The 14,105-nt window shown below is 72.9% G+C and carries 14 protein-coding genes; 3 read left to right on the top strand and 11 right to left on the bottom strand.

Annotation, left to right across the window (positions count from 1 at the left end; translation table 11 throughout):
* Positions 1-68 precede the first annotated feature (68 nt).
* From hpnD to ABTZ17_RS01915, 9 genes are all read right to left on the bottom strand, one after another.
* Positions 69-1,034, bottom strand: a complete 966-nt coding sequence (hpnD, locus tag ABTZ17_RS01875; protein ID WP_352193545.1) for a presqualene diphosphate synthase HpnD — start codon at positions 1,032-1,034, stop codon at positions 69-71.
* The gene (gene hpnC, locus ABTZ17_RS01880) at positions 1,031-1,945 is read right to left on the bottom strand and encodes a squalene synthase HpnC (RefSeq protein WP_352193546.1); all 915 of its coding nucleotides are present in this window, start codon (positions 1,943-1,945) and stop codon (positions 1,031-1,033) included. Before hpnC ends, hpnD begins: the two co-directional genes overlap by 4 nt.
* A 317-nt stretch (positions 1,946-2,262) precedes the next feature.
* Positions 2,263-3,075 (bottom strand): ABC transporter ATP-binding protein, encoded by an 813-nt coding sequence (locus ABTZ17_RS01885; protein WP_352193584.1) that lies wholly within the window; start codon positions 3,073-3,075, stop codon positions 2,263-2,265.
* Between the two features lies 1 nt (position 3,076).
* Positions 3,077-4,006 carry an ABC transporter permease gene (locus tag ABTZ17_RS01890; RefSeq protein ID WP_352193547.1) on the bottom strand — a complete coding sequence of 310 codons (930 nt, stop codon included), beginning with the start codon at positions 4,004-4,006 and terminating at the stop codon, positions 3,077-3,079.
* A 112-nt stretch (positions 4,007-4,118) separates the two neighbouring features.
* Positions 4,119-4,991 (bottom strand): glycosyltransferase family 2 protein, encoded by an 873-nt coding sequence (locus ABTZ17_RS01895; protein ID WP_352193585.1) that lies wholly within the window; start codon positions 4,989-4,991, stop codon positions 4,119-4,121.
* Between the two features lie 8 nt (positions 4,992-4,999).
* On the bottom strand, positions 5,000-5,779 hold the full coding sequence (locus tag ABTZ17_RS01900) for a CDP-alcohol phosphatidyltransferase family protein (protein ID WP_352193548.1): 780 nt from the start codon (positions 5,777-5,779) through the stop codon (positions 5,000-5,002).
* Positions 5,757-6,818 carry an iron-containing alcohol dehydrogenase family protein gene (locus ABTZ17_RS01905; RefSeq protein WP_352193549.1) on the bottom strand — a complete coding sequence of 354 codons (1,062 nt, stop codon included), beginning with the start codon at positions 6,816-6,818 and terminating at the stop codon, positions 5,757-5,759. The genes ABTZ17_RS01900 and ABTZ17_RS01905 overlap by 23 nt, the downstream gene beginning before the upstream one ends.
* The gene (locus ABTZ17_RS01910; protein ID WP_352193550.1) at positions 6,806-7,558 is read right to left on the bottom strand and encodes a phosphocholine cytidylyltransferase family protein; all 753 of its coding nucleotides are present in this window, start codon (positions 7,556-7,558) and stop codon (positions 6,806-6,808) included. Before ABTZ17_RS01910 ends, ABTZ17_RS01905 begins: the two co-directional genes overlap by 13 nt.
* Positions 7,555-9,333, bottom strand: a complete 1,779-nt coding sequence (locus ABTZ17_RS01915) for a DUF5941 domain-containing protein (RefSeq protein ID WP_352193586.1) — start codon at positions 9,331-9,333, stop codon at positions 7,555-7,557. The genes ABTZ17_RS01910 and ABTZ17_RS01915 overlap by 4 nt, the downstream gene beginning before the upstream one ends.
* A gap of 509 nt (positions 9,334-9,842) precedes the next feature.
* On the opposite strand from ABTZ17_RS01915, the gene ABTZ17_RS01920 reads away from it, so the two are divergent.
* Both ABTZ17_RS01920 and idi read left to right on the top strand, forming a co-directional pair.
* Entirely contained in the window at positions 9,843-11,093 is a 1,251-nt protein-coding gene (locus tag ABTZ17_RS01920; protein ID WP_352193551.1) for a bifunctional class I SAM-dependent methyltransferase/N-acetyltransferase, read from the top strand.
* A 177-nt stretch (positions 11,094-11,270) separates the two neighbouring features.
* Positions 11,271-11,873: an isopentenyl-diphosphate Delta-isomerase gene (idi, locus tag ABTZ17_RS01925; RefSeq protein WP_352193552.1), complete on the top strand. Its 603-nt coding sequence runs from the start codon at positions 11,271-11,273 to the stop codon at positions 11,871-11,873.
* 30 nt (positions 11,874-11,903) lie between these two features.
* On the opposite strand, the gene ABTZ17_RS01930 is transcribed toward idi, so the two are convergent.
* Both ABTZ17_RS01930 and ABTZ17_RS01935 read right to left on the bottom strand, forming a co-directional pair.
* Positions 11,904-12,356, bottom strand: coding sequence for an ATP-binding protein (locus ABTZ17_RS01930; RefSeq protein WP_352193587.1), 453 nt, complete (start codon positions 12,354-12,356; stop codon positions 11,904-11,906).
* Positions 12,357-12,486: 130 nt separating this feature from the next.
* Positions 12,487-13,239: an HdeD family acid-resistance protein gene (locus ABTZ17_RS01935; RefSeq protein WP_352193553.1), complete on the bottom strand. Its 753-nt coding sequence runs from the start codon at positions 13,237-13,239 to the stop codon at positions 12,487-12,489.
* A 77-nt stretch (positions 13,240-13,316) separates the two neighbouring features.
* Here ABTZ17_RS01935 and ABTZ17_RS01940 point away from each other — a divergent pair, with 77 nt between their 5' ends.
* A complete protein-coding gene (locus ABTZ17_RS01940; RefSeq protein ID WP_352193554.1) occupies positions 13,317-14,090 on the top strand; it encodes an enoyl-CoA hydratase/isomerase family protein in 774 nt (257 codons plus the stop codon).
* Positions 14,091-14,105 lie beyond the last annotated feature (15 nt).

The following is a 14,105-nucleotide window of genomic DNA, read 5'->3' as shown; positions in this document are numbered from 1 at the left end:
GTCCCCCGGGCGGGGGGTTGCCCCTCCGCGGCGGGGTCGTGCGCGGTGGTGCGTTCCGGTCCGCGCCATCAGGCCCGCCTCCTGGCGGTCCGGCGGGAGACGGTCCGGGCGTCGAGCCCGGAGAGCCCGCGCACGGCGACGTACGCCTTCTCGCGGACGGGCAGGGAGACCCGGCCGCGCAGCACCGCCTCGGGCTCCCGCTCGATGCGGTCGAGGAGGCGGCGGTAGATCCCGGCCATGGCGGCGACGCAGGCGCCGCTGCGCCGGTCGAGCATCGGGAGGAGCCGGTAGCCCTCGGCGAACAGGCTCCGGGCGCGCCGTACTTCGTGGTGGACGAGCCCCGCGAAGTCCGCCCCGGCGGGGGCGGGTCCGGCCGCGAGCAGGGCGGGCTCGCAACCGAACTTGGCGAGGTCCTCGGCGGGCAGGTAGGTGCGGCCGTTCCCGGCATCTTCCCGGACGTCGCGGAGGATATTGGTGAGTTGGAGGGCCAGTCCCAGCGTGTCGGCGTACTCGGAGGCGCGCGCGGCCTCGCGTGCGCCGGGTCCGGTGGTGTCGACGGTGCCGAACACCCCGAGGGAGAGGCGGCCGATGGCGCCGGCCACGCACCGGCAGTAGACCTTCAGGTCCTCCCAGGTCTCGTAGGTGGCCCCGCGGACGTCCATGAGGACGCCGTCGATGAGTTCGTCGAGGCCGCCGAGCGGGATCGGGAAGCGGGAGGCGGCGTGGTCGAGGGCCACGGCCACCGGGTCGGTGTCGTCCTCGGCCACGTCTCCGGCGCGGACCCGGGCGAGCAGGGCGCGGGTGTCCTCCAGGCGGGCGAGCTTGGCTTCGGGGGGCAGCGGCCCGTCGCCGATGTCGTCGACCCGCCGGGAGAAGGCGTACAGGGCCGACATGGCCTGTCGCTTCTCGGCGGGGAGCAGGCGGATGCCGTAGGCGAAGTTGCGCGCCTGGGTGCCGGTGACGGCCTCGCAGTAGCTGTAGGCGGCGAGTACGGCGGCGGATGCGTGCGGCTGGCCCTCCACTGTGGGGCTCACCCCTCTCTCGGCGCGGTGCGCAGGACGGCGACCACTGCGCGGAGCAGGCCGGCCTTGGTGGGCTTGGGCGGTCCGGGTGCGACGTCGAACCCGGCCTTCGCGATCGCGTCCAGGGCGGCGTGTCCCCCGCCGGTGAAGCCGGCGAGGAGCAGCCGGAGCCTGCCGTGGACGCTACCCACGAGCGGGGCGCCTTCATTCAGCAGCTGCCGGGCGCGTTCGGCTTCGTAGGCGACCAGGGACCGGACCGAGGCGTTCGCGACGGGGGCCGCGAGGTCGGCCTCGGTGACCCGGAAGCGGTCCATGTCCTCGGCGGGCAGGTAGATCCGGTCCCGGGCGAGGTCCTCGGTGAGGTCCTGGAGGTGTTCGGCGATCTGGAGCGCGGTGCAGATCCGGTCGGAGTGCCGGATGCGCTCGGGGGTCGCGGTGCCGGTGATGGCGAGCACCAGCCGGCCCACGGGGTCGGCGGACAGCCGGCAGTAGGCGAGCAGGTCCTCGTACGTGGCGTAGCGGCGGACCCGCTGGTCCCGGCGGTTGGCCTCCAGCAGGCCCAGGAAGGGGTCCGGGGTGAGGGAGTACCGCCGGACGGCCGGCCGGAGGGCGCGGAGCAGCGGGTGGCCGGGGGTGCCGCCGTCGAAGACCCGACCGAGGTCGGCTTCGAGGGCGTCGAGGAGGGCGAGGCGGTCCTCTGCGTGCTCGGGCGGGACGCCCAGGTCGGCGGCGTCGCGGCCGCCGGGGGCGAGGTCGCCGTCGCCGATGTCGTCGACGAGCCGGGCGTAGCCGTAGACCGCGGTGAGTCCTTCGCGCCATGCGCGGGGGACGAAGAAGGGGGCGACGGGGAAGTTCTCCCCGGCGGCCTTGTCGAGGGTGGCGCGCGCGTGGTCTTCGGTGCGGAGGCCGTCCGCCGGGGTCACCGGCCGCCGCCCTCGGCGGGGACGGCCCGGTTCCGCGGAGCCGGGTGGGTACCCGTAGCCATTGCCGTCACATCTCCCGTTCTACACCGTGGACCCAATACATCCCATTTCGGACACGCCGCCCGTCCGTAGCCGGAAGGGGCCTTCACAGATGGGGTGAATCGTCCTTACTTGCCGTGATTGGGCACCGCTACAGCTTACGTTGTACAAGGCACGCGGGCCGCACCGGGTGCTCGTCCGGTCACCGGATGTCGCGCACAGCACGGGACCCCCACCGCGACGAGCGGAAGGGGTCCCGTGGCCGTCCGGAGGAGCCGCTAGCGGCTCGTCTCCTTCTCGTACGCCTTGACGACCTCCTCGGTGGGGCCGTCCATCAGGAGCTCGCCCTTCTCCAGCCAGAGGACCCGGTCGCAGGTGTCGCGGATCGACTTGTTGCTGTGGCTCACCAGGAAGACCGTGCCGGCCTCCTTGCGCAGCTCGCGGATCCGCTCCTCGGAACGGATCTGGAAGCGGCGGTCACCGGTCGCCAGCGCCTCGTCGATCATCAGAACGTCGTGGTCCTTGGCCGCCGCGATCGAGAACCGCAGCCGGGCCGCCATGCCGGAGGAGTAGGTGCGCATCGGCAGGGAGATGAAGTCGCCCTTCTCGTTGATGCCCGAGAAGTCCACGATCCCCTGGTAGCGCTCCTTGATCTGCTCCCGGGACATGCCCATCGCCAGACCGCCGAGCATCACGTTGCGCTCGCCCGTGAGGTCGTTCATGAGGGCGGCGTTCACGCCGAGCAGCGAGGGCTGCCCGTCGGTGTACACCTTGCCCGACTCGCAGGGCAGCAGCCCGGCGATGGCGCGCAGCAGGGTGGACTTGCCGGAGCCGTTGGAACCGATCAGCCCGATGGCCTCGCCGCGGTAGGCGGTGAAGGAGACCCCGCGCACCGCGTGGACCTTGCGGACCCCGCGCGCCTCGTCGGTCTTCTTCTTGCCGCGGAGTATCTTGCTCAGGGCCGCGGTGGCACTGCCCCGCCCGCCGCCACCGGCGTTGACCCGGTAGACGATGTGGACGTCGTCCGCGATCACGGTGGGGATCGGGGCCCCGTTCGGCGCGGTGCCCCCGGGGCCCGCCTGGATGTGCATGTCAGCCACGGCCGTAACGCTCCTCAGCCTTCCAGAAGTACACGAAGCCGCCGATGCCGACGACCACGGCCCAGCCGAGCGCGAAGGCCCAGACGTGCGGGGGCAGGAACGACGAGTCGTACTTGTCGATCAGGGCGAACCGGATGAGGTCCATGTAGATCGCGGCCGGGTTCCACTGGAGCACGTCCGCCACCCAGACCGGGGCGTCCTTCAGGTAGACCCCGATGGAGAACATCACGCCGGAGGCGTACATCCAGGTCCGCATGATGAAGGGCATCAGCTGGGCGAGGTCCGGGGTCTTCGCACCCATCCGCGCCATGATCATGGCCAGACCGATGTTGAAGACGAACTGCAGGCACAGCGCCGGGATCACCAGCAGCCAGGACAGCTTCGGGTAGTTGCCGAAGCCCACGGCCACCGCGAAGACCACGATCATCGAGTACAGCAGCTGCTGGAGCTGCTGGAGCGAGAACGCGATCGGCAGCGAGGCCCGCGGGAAGTGCAGGGCGCGCACCAGGCCGAGGTTGCCGGAGATGGCGCGCACGCCCGCCATCACCGAGCTCTGCGTGAAGGTGAAGACGAAGATGCCCATCACCAGGAACGGGATGTAGGTGTCCTGGTCCATGCCGCGGCCGGCCTTCAGGATCAACCCGAAGATCAGGAAGTACACCAGGGCGTTCAGCAGCGGGGTCGCCACCTGCCAGATCTGCCCCAGCTTGGCCTGGCTGTACTGGGCCACCAGCTTCGCGGAGGAGAAGGCCACGATGAAGTGGCGGCGGCCCCACAGCTCCTTGACGTAGGCGGTGAGCCCGGGTCGGGCACCGCTCACCGACAGGCCGTACTTCGCGGCGAGCTCCGCCGGGGTCAGCCCCGCGTCGGGAGACGGCGGCGTGCTCGTGGCGAGGGCGCCGTCGTGGGTTGTGTCACTCACAAGTTGAAACTTTCGTCTTCAAGATGCGCAGCAAGGGCGGACATCGGGCGCGGTGCCCCCGGCCCGGGTGGAGTCCCCGGGTCCGAGGGACATGCTCCCAGAAGGGAGCTTGTCAGATGACGGGAGGTCGGCCCAGCCGGGTCAGCCGCCACACCGTGCGCCAGCGCATCGGCCTGCGGGGCCCGCACGGGGTGGCCCAGCCCTCCCGGAAACCGCCGAACCACGCCTTCAGCGCGGGCCCCGAGGGCTTGCGCAGCAGGGTCAGCAGCATCCACACGCCCAGGTAGACCGGGACCAGCGGGGCGGGCAGGTTGCGCCGGGCCAGCCAGACCCGGTTCCTGGCCACCATGCGGTGGTAGACCGCGTGCCGGGACGGAGCCGTCGTCGGGTGGTGCAGCACCATGTCGGCCCGGTAGTCGATCAGCCAGCCCGCGTCCAGCGCGCGCCAGGCCAGGTCGGTCTCCTCGTGGGCGTAGAAGAACTCGTCGGGAAGCCCGCCGACCTCCTCGAACACCTTGGTGCGGACGGCGTTCGCCCCGCCGAGGAAGGTGGTGACCCGGCTGGACCGCATCGGGTCCGAGGCCCGCAGCCGCGGCACGTGCCGCCGCTGGGTGACCCCGGTGTCCGGATCGGCGATCCGGAAGCTGACGATGCCCAGCTCCGGGTCCTCCGCGAAGGCCCGGCGACACAGCTCGGCCGTGTCCGTCCGGGCCAGCAGCCCGTCGTCGTCGAGGAAGAGCAGGGCGTCCACCTCGCGGCCGCCCGGCCCGAAGGCCGCGATGCCCGCGTTGCGACCGCCGGGGATGCCCAGGTTCTCCGGGAGGTCCACCGTACGGATGCCGGCGGGCAGCCCGGTCACCTTCACGCCCTGGCCCACCACGACGACCTCGACCGGCTCCCCGTCCTGCCGGGCCACCGAGTCCAACAGGGCCGCGAGCTCCTCGGGACGGTTGCCCATGGTGATGATGACGGCGCCCAGCCGCATCGCCGTGCTCACTTCAGCCTGCTGGAGGCCAGCACCGACACCAGGTGCAGGACGGTCTGGAGCAGCGCGATGCCCGCGAGCACCGCGACGCCGACGCGGGACCAGTACAGGTCCCCGCGCATCTGGTCGAGGACCGCCAGCACCAGGATCAGGAAGGACGCCTCGATGCCGAGGATCAGGCGGTGGAACTTCAGCGCCGACGCGGCCCGCCGGGCCAGCGCCATCCCGGAGGAACGCGGCTCGGCGGCCGCCTCCTTCACCGGCGGCAGACCGCCCTGGTGCCGGGCCACCCCGACCAGGTCCGTCTCCGCCTTGATCAGGATCGCGCCCAGCGCGGCCAGGGTGCCCAGGAAGGCCCACAGCCAATCGATCCGGCCGGTCCCCCACAGGTCGGCGGCGCGCAGGCCGAAGCCCACCAGGACCGCCGCGTCGCACAGGTAGGCGCCGACCCGGTCCAGGTACACGCCGGACAGCGAGTACTGCTGCTTCCAGCGGGCCACCTCGCCGTCCACGCAGTCGAGGAGGAGGTACAACTGCACCGCCACCACGCCGAGCACCGCGCCCCACACGCCCGGCACCAGCAGGGCCGGGGCGGCGAGGACCCCGCACAGGGTCATCAGGTACGTCAGCTGGTTGGGGGTGACCCGGGTGCCGACGAGGACGCGGGTGATGCGCAGGGAGATCTCGCGCATGTAGAGGCGTCCGCCCCAGTGCTCCCCGCTGCGGCGGTCCTTGACCCCCGCGGGGTGCACGACCGGGCGGAGCTCAGCTACGGATGGTCTGGGCATAGTCGGAGTAGGCGTCCCTGATCTCGGCGGCGGACAGGTTGAGGTGCTCCAGGACGGTGAACCGTCCCGGACGGGTCTGCGGGGCGTACTCCACGGCCCGGACGAACTCGTCCACGCTGAACCCGATCTCCTCGGGCAGCACGGGCAGTCCGTGGCGGCGCAGTACCTCGACGAAGAGGCCGGCCTGGTCGCCGGCCCCGCGCAGGTGCATGGCGAAGGCCGCGCCGATGCCGACCTGCTCGCCGTGGAGCGCGGAGCGGCCCGGGTACAGCAGGTCGAAGGCGTGGCTGATCTCGTGGCAGGCGCCGGAGGACGGGCGGCTGTCACCGCTGATCGACATGGCGATGCCGGACAGCACCAGGGCCTCGGAGAGCACGGTGAGGAACTCGTCGTCCCCGCAGCCCCCGGGGTGGCGCAGCACGGACTCGCCCGCGGTCCGCGCCATGGCGGCAGCCAGGCCGTCCACAGCCTCGCCGGTCACCCGGTGGGACAGCTCCCAGTCGGCGATCGCCGAGATGTTGGAGATCGCGTCGCCGATCCCGGCACGGATGAACCGCACCGGGGCCTCCTTGATCACGTCGAGGTCGATCACCATGGCGATCGGCGTCGGCACCCCGTAGGAGCCGCGGCCGTTGTCGTTGTCCAGGATGGAGACCGGCGAGCAGATCCCGTCGTGGGAGAGGTTGGTGGCGACGGCCACCATCGGCAGCCCGACCCGCGCCGCGGCGTACTTGGCCACGTCGATGATCTTCCCGCCGCCGAGGCCGACCACCGCGTCGTAGCGACGGCCCTTTATGTCGTCGGCGAGCTTGACCGCCGAGTCGATGGTGCCGTCGACGACCGGGTACCAGTCGGCGTGCGGGAGCACGGGCTCCAGCTTGCAGCGCAGCGCCCGGCCGGACCCGCCGCTGATCGCGATCGCCAGCTTCCCGGACGCCGAGATCCGCTGGTCGGCCAGGAGGCCGGCCAGGTCGTCCATGGCGCCGCGGGAGATGTCGACGACGACCGGCGACGGGATCAGCCGCGTCAGTACTGGCATGCGATCGTCCGACCCTTGGCCAGGTCGTCGTGGTTGTCGATCTCCACCCACCGGACGTCGCCGATCGGGGCCACGTCGATGGTGAAGCCGTCGTCGACGAGCTTCTGGTAGCCGTCCTCGTAGTAGAGGTCCGGGTCGCGCTCGAAGGTGGCCTTGAGGGCGTCGGCCAGGGCCTCGGCGGCCTCCGGCTCGATCAGGGTGACGCCGATGTACTCGCCGGTGGCGGTGGCGGGGTCCATCAGCTTGGTGATCCGACGGACGCCCTCGCCCTCGGCGGTGATGACCTTCATCTCCTCGTCGGCCAGGTTCTTGACCGTGTCCAGCGCGAGGATGATCTTCCGGTCCCCGCCGCGGGCCGCGAGGAGGGTCTTCTCCACGGAGACCGGGTGCACGGTGTCGCCGTTGGCGAGGATGACGCCCCGCTTCAGGACCTCACGGGCGCACCAGAGGGAGTAGGCGTTGTTCCACTCCTCGGCCTTGTCGTTGTCGATCAGCGTGATCTTCAGGCCGTACTTGGCCTCCAGCGCGGCCTGGCGCTCGTACACGGCCTCCTTGCGGTAGCCCACGACGATCGCGACCTCGGTGAGACCGACCTCGGCGAAGTTGCCCAGGGTCAGGTCGAGGACCGTCAGGCTCTCCTCCTGGCCCTCGGGGCCGACGGGCACGAGGGCCTTGGGGAGGGTGTCGGTGTAGGGACGCAGGCGGCGTCCGGCACCGGCAGCGAGTACAAGGCCGATCATGCTGGTTCTCCTTCGTCGTGTACGGCGGGTGCTCCGGAGGAGACCCAGAAGCGGATGCTCTCGACGAGCACCACCAGTGCCACGAACACGGCCAGGGCCGTGAGCGCGAACGGGAAGTCTTCGTGCGCGAGGACGGCGGACAGGACCACGGTCACCAGGACCCGGCCCTCGTGGCCGCCGATGGTCCGCACCAGCCAGTGCGGGGGCGCGCCGGTGCCGCCGCGGATGCGGTACACCGTGTCGTAGTGATGGTAGGCGACCGCCGCCACCAGGCCGAATGCCGCCGGGAGGGCCCCGTCGGCCTCGCTGCGGGCGGCGAGCACGAGCACGGTGCCGTACTCGGCGGCCCGGAACAGCGGGGGGAGCAGCCAGTCCAGCGAGCCCTTCAGCGGGCGGGCCACGGCCCGGCCCGACAGCAGGGCGTACAGCGCGGCGGCGGCCACGACCACCCAGGGGTCGCCCTGGACCAGGCCGCCGCCGAGCACGACGCAGGCGATCAGCGCGGTGAACAGGGGGCCGTAGGCGCGGCCGGCGACCTTGCCGGAGCCGGGGCGGGCCGCGAGCTCCGCGATCGGCCCGGAGTCCGTGAGGTCGGCCAGCGCGCGGGCGGCCCGGTCGGTGCGCTCGGCCTTGCGGGTCAGGGAGCGCAGCACGCGGCCGGCGGTGGTGTAGAGGGCGCCGAAGGCGCAGCCGATGATCAAGGCCCAGAAGACCACCCGGGGGGTGGTGACGGCCGTCAGGACGGCAATCATCGCCCAGCGCTCGCCGATCGGCAGGATGATCATGCGGCGGACCCAGACCGTCCAGCCGACGCTGTCCAGCTTGTCGGAGAGCGCGGCGGTGGGGCTGCTGTTCCCGGTGGCGTCGTGGTTGGCCTCGTTGAAGGAGAAGTCCACGACGTGCCGGCAGGTCATGAGGATCATCGCGCCGAGGGCCAGGGCCCACACGTCGTCCCCGTTGCGCGCCGCGCCGAGCGCGAGGCCCGCGTAGAAGGAGTACTCCTTGGCGCGGTCGAAGGTGGCGTCGAGCCAGGCGCCCATCGTCGAGTACTTCAGCGCGTACCGGGCCAGCTGCCCGTCGGTGCAGTCCAGCACGAAGGAGACGATCAGCAGGACGCCCGCGGCCACGTACCCGGCGCGGTCGCCGGTGGCCGCGCAGGCCGCCGCGATCAGCGCGGTGATCAGGGAGGCCGTGGTGACCTGGTTGGGGGTCAGGCCGCGGCGGGCGCACCAGCGGGCGATGTAGCGGGAGTACGGGCTGATGAAGAAGGTGGTGAAGAACCCGTCCCGGGACTTCACGGCGGTGCGCAGCCGCACCGCTTCCTCGTCCACGGCGGCCACGGCCGTGGAGGCCGCGATCCGGTCCTCGACCCCTTCGGGCACCTCGGCGACCAGGGTGCCCAGGTCGGGGCGGTGCAGCGGGGCGCCGTCGGCCTCCAGGACGGCGGCGAGCCGGTCGGGGAGGTTGTCGGCGAGGGGGTCGGGCTCGGCGGCGGCCCGCGCCAGGCGGTCGCGCAGCGGACCCCGCACGGCGAGGGCGCCGCGAACGGCGGCGGCGTCGAACCGCGGATCGGTCAGGGCCAGCCGCAGGGCGTGGGTGTGGCCGATGAAGCGGGTGTCCACCAGGGCCACGCGGTCCCCCTCGGGCACGGCGGCGAGCACGTGTCCGGCGTCCCAGGGCGCGGGTGCGTGCCGCACCTCGAAGCCGAGGGTGCGCAGTTCGCCTTCGAGCGGCGATCCGGGGACCGGCGGACCGGTGAGGATGGCGGTCGGCAGACGAACCCACTCCTTGACTTGCGGAACCCTGCGGAACTCTGCGGCCGGGCGCCCGGGTGGGGGCCGCGGCACGTCGGCAGAGGCTATCGGATGAATGGAAGGGCCCGTTCATCACCCGTTTACGCCCCGATAAGGCGGTGATCCGGGGGGCGTGGGCGAGGCCGTGATCATCATGGTCGATGGGCCCCGCGGGGGACAAACCGCCGGATGGTACGGTGGGTGCAGAGGCGTTCATCCGTGCGAGAACACGGGGGAAGCGCCGGGGCGCCGCTCCCGCGGTGGGCCCGGCCGGACGCCCTCACGAAGACAGCGCAGCAGGATCGGCGACCCGCGGGTCGCCACCGGAGAGCCCCGAGGAGGTGGGTTGATGACCGTCGTGAAGTGCGCCGCCGCATGCGGCGTGGACGCGTCCATCCCCACCTTCCGGGCTGCCGGCCCGGCCTGACCGCGCACCTTTCCTCCGCGCGGACAGCGCTCCCGGCCGTAGCCCTCCTTTCTTAGGGTTCACGTTGACCGACGACACCTTCTTCGAGGCGTTCCTCACCCTGCACCGCGGCCTGCCCCGACAGGGGCCCGGCTCCGATGCCACCACTCGTCACCTCCTCTCCCTCGCCGGACCGCTCCCCGAGCGGCCCCGGGTGCTCGACCTGGGCTGCGGTCCGGGCCGCAGCGCGCTGCTCCTCGCCGCCGAGGCGGGGGCCGAGGTGACCGCCGTCGACCTGCACCAGGGCTTCCTGGACGAACTGGCCGGGGCCGCCCGGGCCCGCGGGCTCGACGACCGCGTCCACCCGGTGCGCGCCGACATGGGCGACCTGCCCTTCCCCGACGGCTCCTTCGACCTGATCTGGGCGGAGAGCTCCGTCTACTCCATCGGCTTCGACACCGCGCTCCGCGCCTGGCGGCGGCTCCTCGCCCCCGGCGGCACCCTGGTGCTGACCGAATGCGTGTGGACCGACCGCGAGCCGTCCGAGCAGGCCCGCGCCTTCTGGGCCGAGCACTACCCGCTGCGCACCGACGCGGCGAACCTGGGGGCGGCCGCGGCCGCCGGGTACGGCGTGCTGGGCGCGTACGCGCAGCCGGAATCCGACTGGGACGCGTACTACGGCCCGCTCGGCGAGCGGGCCGAGCGGGCCGACACTTCCCTCCCGGGCATGACCGAGGCCGTGGCCGGGGCCCGGCGGGAGATCGCCCTGCGGCGCGATCACGGCGGCGCGTACGGCTACAGCGGGTACGTGCTGCGTCCGGTGGCCGAGGACGGCCGTTGGTCGGTCCGGCGGGAGCGGGCCGGGGAGGCGGAGGCGGTGTTCGCGGTGCACGCGGCGGCCTTCGAGACCCCGGCCGAGGCCGAGCTGGTGGACCGGCTGCGGGCCGACGACGCCTGGCTGCCGGAGCTGTCCTGGGTGGCCGAGGCCCCCGACGGGCGGATCGCCGCCCACTGCCTGATCACGCGCTGCCGGATCGGCGGGGCCCCGGCCCTGGTGCTGGCCCCGGTGGGCACGCTGCCGGAGTTCCAGGGCACCGGGGCCGGCGCGGCCGTGATCCGGGCCGCCCTGGACGCGGCCCGGGCGCTGGGCGAACCGCAGGTGCTGGTGCTGGGGCACCCCGGCTACTACCCGCGGTTCGGGTTCGTCCCGGCCGGCCCGTTCGGAATCGATCTTCCGTTCGAGGTCCCGGCCGAGGCGCACATGGTGTCGTTGCTCGACCCGGCCGCTCCGGTCCCCTCGGGGGCCGTGGCCTACGCGCCGCCGTTCGGGGTCTGACCGGCGCAAACCGAGGTGTCCGCCAGGGCCCTAGGGGGGTGGCCCCGCCGATCAGGCACGATCGGCGGGGCCACCCCCGTCCTTGGCCGACAGTGGACATGCGGAAACGGGCGAAGTGCGGGCCTCCACTTTTTGTGCGGCAGACTGAAAGCCGAAGTCCGAAGCCGAAGGATGGTCATGCCGATCACACCAGCCACCGCCGCCACCAGCGCGTCTTCCCGTGCCGATGCCAGCGACGAGCCGATCATGCTCGAACTGGTCGACGAGTCGGGTCGGACCATCGGCACGGCGGAGAAGCTCTCCGCGCACCAGGCCCCGGGGCAGCTGCACCGCGCCTTCTCGGTGTTCCTCTTCGACGGCGCGGGGCGGATGCTGCTCCAGCAGCGGGCGCTGGGCAAGTACCACTCCCCGGGCGTCTGGTCGAACACCTGCTGCGGGCACCCCTACCCCGGCGAGTCCCCCTTCGCGGCGGCCGCCCGCCGCACCCACGAGGAGCTGGGCCTGTCCCCCGCGCTGATGGCGGAGGCGGGCACGGTCCGCTACAACCACCCGGACCCGGCCTCGGGACTGGTGGAGCAGGAGTTCAACCACCTGTTCGTGGGACTCGCGCAGGCTCCGGTGGACCCGGACCCCTCGGAGGTCAACGACACGGTGTTCGTGACGGCGGAGGAGCTGGCCAAGCGGCACGCGGCCGATCCGTTCTCGGCCTGGTTCATGACCGTGCTCGACGCGGCCCGGCCCGCGATCCGCGAGCTCACCGGCGAGGCCGCGGGCTGGTAGCCCCGGCGGGGCGGCGGGTGTCGGTGCCGGTCAGCGGCCCGGGGCGAGCGGCAGCGCCGCCCAGATCACCTTGCCGCCCCCGGCCGTGTGCTCCACGTCGCAGGTGCCGCCCGCCTCGGCGGTGATCTCGCGCACCAGCAGTAGGCCCCGGCCGCCGGTCTGGCCGAAGTCGGCCTCCAGCGCCTTGGGGCGGTACGGGTGGTCGTCCTCGACGGCCACCCGTACCCAGCGCGGTCCGACGGCCACCTCGACGGCCACCTCCGGCGACAGCAGAGCGGCGTGCCGGACGGAGTTGGTCACCAGCTCCGACACGATCAGCAGCAGGGAGTACAGGGTGTCCGGGTCGGCCGGGACGCCCTGCCGGTGCAGCAGGTCCCGGACGGCCCGGCGGGCCTGCGGAACGGATTCTTCAACCGCCGGTGCGGTGAATCTCCACACGCCTTGATAGACGGGCTCACTGTCTCCGGGGGGTGGCCCGTCCATGTCCCGGCCCCCGTCTTCGCGCTCGATCGTCTCCACAGGGCAAGGGTGGGGACCCGCGGGCCCCTCACCTGCGCCCTGACCAGAAGTCAGCGCTTATCGGACGCTTTTTGACCGGTGGTTTATGACAGGGTCAGTTGTGGGACTGGTCCTGATCTTCCGGAGAGCGCTTCGTGGCCTGACCGGTCCCGCCGCGCACGGCGCCCCCGGCGGCATCCGGAACCCCGCCCGCCCCGGCCGTCCCGGCCGCCCCCGCACGCGCGGCCAGCGCCGCCTCGGCCGCCTGCTCCTCGGTCTCCCCCACCAGCCCGAGGAGGCGGCGGGCTCCCCAGCCCACCCCGATCAGGCTGAGCCCGTCGAAGAGCAGGGCCAGCGAGAAGAAGGTGCCGATCACGTACTGGCTGCTGCCCGGCCAGCCCGCCAGGACCAGCACGCCCAGCAGCACTCCGAAGGCGCCCTGGACGAGGGCCAGGCCGAGGTTGGGGCCGCGCACGACCAGGGCCCCGGCCAACCGGAACACCCCGCCGGTGAGGAACAGCAGCGCGGCGAACATGGTCAGCGCCTCGGCACTGGCCTCGGGGCGCCGCAGGATCACGAAGCCCGCGGCCAGGTTGACGGCCGCCACGATCACCGAGAGCCAGAAGTAGTTCGTCTTGCGGGACTGCACGGCCTGGACGAGGCCGACCACCCCGCCGATGAGCAGCAGCCAGCCGAAGAGGAACATCGAGGTGAGGGTGGCGAAGCCGGTGTAGAAGAGGCCCACCAGCCCGGCCAGCACCAGCACCACGCCGAGCGCCGCCAGCAGGGCGAAACCCCGGCCCAGCTTCCTGCGCCCCTTCAGGGCCTCCTCGCGGGCCCGCTCCGCCTCGGTACGGTCGGCTGCCATGAGCGCTCCTTCTCCCGGCGCCCCCCTGGCGGACTCTCCCGATCATAGGAGCGGGCGGGCGGGATAGCATCCGGCGCATGGACGCCCAGCTGCACCACACCCTCGCGGACGGGGTGGCCACCGTGGTCGTCTCGCACCCCGCCAAGCGCAACGCCATGACCGCCGGGATGTGGCGGGCGCTGCCCCCGCTGCTGGCGGAGCTGGCCGCGGATCCGGCGGTGCGGGCCCTGGTGCTGACCGGCGCGGGCGACACCTTCTGCGCGGGCGCCGACATCGCGGACCTGCGCGCGCCGGAGCCGGGGGCGGAGCCCCAGGCCCTGGCCGTCGCCGCCGAGGAGGCGCTGGCGGCGTTCCCCCGGCCCACCCTGGCGGCCGTGCGCGGGTTCTGCGTGGGCGGTGGCTGCCAGCTGGCGGCCGCCTGCGACCTGCGGTTCGCCGAGGAGGGCGCCTCCTTCGGGATCACCCCGGCGCGGCTGGGCATCGTCTACCCGGCCTCCTCCACCCGGCGGTTGGTCTCCTTGGTGGGGCCCTCCACCGCCAAGTACCTGCTGTTCTCGGCCGAATTGATCGGGTCCGAGCGGGCGCTGCGGACCGGACTGGTGGACGAGGTGCTGCCCGTGGGGCAGTTGGACAAGCGGGTGGCCGAGTTCACCGCGGTGCTCGCCTCCCGGTCGCTGCTGACCCAGGCCGCCGCGAAGGAGTTCGCGGACGGCCGGGAGGGGCGCGAGGCCCACTGGGCGGAGCAGGCCCGGCGGGGCGGCGACACCGCCGAGGGGGTCGCCGCCTTCCTGGAGCGCCGGGCCCCGGTGTTCACCTGGCCGGGGCCCGGCCGGGGCGGCCCGAACCGCTGACCCCGCGCGGGGCCC

Source organism: Streptomyces sp. NPDC097619, assembly GCF_040302735.1.
GTDB lineage: Bacteria > Actinomycetota > Actinomycetes > Streptomycetales > Streptomycetaceae > Streptomyces.
Note: the sequence above shows the minus strand (reverse complement) of the source record. Positions and strands in the feature narration are given on the sequence as shown.